Origin of the sequence: Xanthomonas sp. GPE 39, assembly GCF_000963005.1 — a bacterium.
Classification (GTDB): Bacteria; Pseudomonadota; Gammaproteobacteria; order Xanthomonadales; family Xanthomonadaceae; genus Xanthomonas_A.
Genome location: NZ_JZHZ01000007.1, coordinates 3291114 through 3293916, shown reverse-complemented (window position 1 = coordinate 3293916; position 2803 = coordinate 3291114). Strand labels below are relative to the sequence as shown.

The following is a 2803-nucleotide window of genomic DNA, read 5'->3' as shown; positions in this document are numbered from 1 at the left end:
GCCGCCGCTGGTGCCACCGCCGCTGGTGCCACCGCCGCTGGTGCCGCCGCCGCTGGTGCCGCCACCGCTGGTGCCACCGCCGCTGGTGCCGCCACCGCTGGTGCCGTCACCGCTGGTACCGCCACCGCTGGTGCCGCCACCGCTGGTGCCACCGCCGGAACCGTCGGTGCCCCACAGCTTATGCAACAAGTTAACCTTGTCGGTACGTACCGTCGTCCAGTCGTCGTTGAGGATGCCGCCGGTATCGCCGCTGTCCGCATTAAAACACCAGTAGAAGGCGCTGCGCATGTTCTTGCCGGCCAAGTAATCGACCAGCGCGTTCTGCCAGGTCACGTCCTTCGAGTCGCCCTGGCCGTATTTGCCACCAAACTCGCCCGGTATCACCGCATATTTGGGTGAGAACTGGCCGAAGTGCTGGTCCCAGATGGCCGACATATTGCTCGGGAAGTTCGGGTCGCTGAAGTACGGCTGGCCGTACACGTCCGGGCCGTACACGTGCGGGCTCAGCACCAAGTGATCTGCCGGGATGTTGAGCGGAGTGCACCCTTGCGGTTCCAGATCTTCGCCCCAGAAGTGGGCGGTGTTGCTGGAGCAGCTCGGATTCGAGGAGATACCTTCGACAAAGATCAGCCAGTTCGGCGCGGCGCTCAGTACGATTGCGGAGGCGCGCTCTGCTGCGGAGTTCCAATCGGTGGCGGCGTTGCCGGTGCCCCAGGTCGCGGAACCGTGCGGTTCGTTCTTCAGGTCAAGACCGATCACGCCCGGCACGCTGGCGTAGCGCTTGGCGACGAATGTCAGATCATTCTCCCACTGCGTTTCGCTGTAGGAGTCGGTGTACCACAGTTCGGAGATTGCATTGCAATCGGGCCTGTGGTGATCGAGCAGCACGTACATGCCGCGGCGGCTGAGTTCGTTGATGATCGTGTCCATCACCTGCAGCGAGCTCATTCCTTGCAGGTCTGAGTTTTGGCTGTAGTCGATGCTGCCGGGCGAAGCACTATGCAGTGTATCCGGGCAGAATGGCAGGCGCACGGCATTGAAGCCGAGGTTTTGCATCTGCGTGATCATGTCCTTCCAATTGCGCGCCCACAGACCATGCGTGATGTGTTCCGGGGTCTCGAAACCGAACCAATTCACGCCACGCAGCTGCACGGCGTTGCCGCTGTCGTCCACGACCTGGCCGTTTTTGACGGCGTAGCTCCATGCCGAACTGCTGGCCACCATTAACGCCGCCGCCAACAGGCAGCGGGTGATGCGGGGCTTGATTGACCGAGTCATTGTGTTTCTCTCCAATAGAGGGGCGGCCCGAAATGGGCAGGCCTAAAGTTGAGTTGGGGGGGAGGGAGACTAAGTGGTAGGTAATTAGCTAGTGCCTGGCAATTACCTAAGAGTGATGATCTAGATTGTCGGAAAAAGAAGTCGTGAATTTCTGTACATTGGTTTTACTTGTCCACGAATTGCATACCATTAACGTGACGTCGGTGCTTTTTTTGCGGTCGCCAGTCTGAAAATGGTTCGAAAAGTGCGAAATGTGCCGCTATTTTTTGCTGTTGTTGATCGCAATGCCGGGCATTGGAAGTGCAATAGTCTGATTTTTGCTCACCCGCCTTGCATTTTTGCTTAAATCGCTAACTCTCTGAGGGGGGCTGCACGATGGGGCATGGTGCAAGAGCCGCTCGAGCATCGCGGTGGTGAGGGTGTGATCGTTGGCGAAAGCGCTGCCACTGCGTGAACGGCAGGTTGCAGGTGAGCGCCATCGAGCTGCGCATGTAGCGCCTGGTCACGACGTTAAAGAACAGCTTCGCCTTGTCGCATCCGAAGGAACGCTAGTCGATCTTTCCGACCACCAGCAGTTCCTGCCCGAGCACCGCGCGCTTGAAGTCGTTCTTCAGCCGGTTATACGCCTTCGCCACTGCATCAGGTCGGTAGGCCCCGCTTTGTGTGCTGCCATCATGGCGCGCTGGTACAGCGCTAGGGCGATGTGCGTCTTGCCGACACCACTTGGGCCATCACCTCTCTGCGCGCTTGCTCGCGCAGGCTTATATTCAATGCGAGGTGAGGATGCCGTCGAATGCGCCGTTTGCTACGCCGATGAACAGATTGTTCAGCGCCTTGGTCGAGGGTGCCAGCAGGCCGGTCAGGATCAGCGATTGCGACGTGTCATTGTGGTTGAACAGTAACAACGCTTGCGGTTTGGTGCGCCTGAACGCGCGCATGGCCGCTTTGCTGCAAACGTTTGCTGATTGATTGACACGGATGCGTAATGTCGGCTGCAACCGACGCTAGCGAGAAAATGCGTTGTGCCCATGCGGATCGGTACGACTGCGCTTGCTGCACTCTTTATGGTCTGTGTCTGCAAGCGATGGTCCACGCGCTGCGATGGCTAAAAGCACCAACGGCAGCGTCGTTAGACGCTGCCGTTGGCAAGTCACCGTGTCGTGCGCACGGTGACGGTGTTACCGCATGGCATCAGCGTCCGGCACAGAACCCGAACTCTGCCATGGCGCCGGGCGCCAGGGTCTTGTTCCAATCCATACCACTGGCGCTGAGCGCGCTGCCGGACTGTGTCCAATTGGCATTCCACAGGTTGTTAATCTTACCGCTGATCGTCTGAGCCACTGACCAGTTGCCGGCGGTGCTGCCGGTGTTGGTGACTTGCACACGCTCGCAATAGCCAACCTGCCAATCGCTGTCGACGATGACCTTAGTACTAAAGCTAGGGCCACCGCTGGTGCCGCCACCGCTGGTGCCACCGCCGCTGGTGCCGCCGCCGCTGGTACCGCCGCCGCTGGTACCGCCGCCG

At 59.8% G+C, this 2803-nt stretch carries 4 protein-coding genes; all 4 read right to left on the bottom strand.

Going from position 1 to position 2803, the window contains the following annotated elements:
• Positions 1-1278: glycoside hydrolase family 5 protein (locus XALGPE39_RS13835; RefSeq protein WP_045728679.1), on the bottom strand; the 1278-nt coding region annotated here is incomplete at its 3' end.
• Between the two features lie 350 nt (positions 1279-1628).
• Positions 1629-1769, bottom strand: coding sequence for a hypothetical protein (locus XALGPE39_RS16620; protein ID WP_304413341.1), 141 nt, complete (start codon positions 1767-1769; stop codon positions 1629-1631).
• A gap of 276 nt (positions 1770-2045) precedes the next feature.
• A complete protein-coding gene (locus XALGPE39_RS16050) occupies positions 2046-2216 on the bottom strand; it encodes a hypothetical protein (protein ID WP_162484587.1) in 171 nt (56 codons plus the stop codon).
• 253 nt (positions 2217-2469) lie between these two features.
• Positions 2470-2803, bottom strand: a 334-nt coding sequence (locus tag XALGPE39_RS13830; protein WP_045728678.1) for a cellulose binding domain-containing protein, incomplete at its 5' end; no start/stop codon positions are given.

Coding starts and splice junctions, on each gene's coding strand:
- XALGPE39_RS16620 (WP_304413341.1), bottom strand. CDS start 1,769: ATGCGCAGCTCGATGGCGCTCACCTGCAACCTGCCGTTCACGCAGTGG.
- XALGPE39_RS16050 (WP_162484587.1), bottom strand. CDS start 2,216: ATGCGCGCGTTCAGGCGCACCAAACCGCAAGCGTTGTTACTGTTCAAC.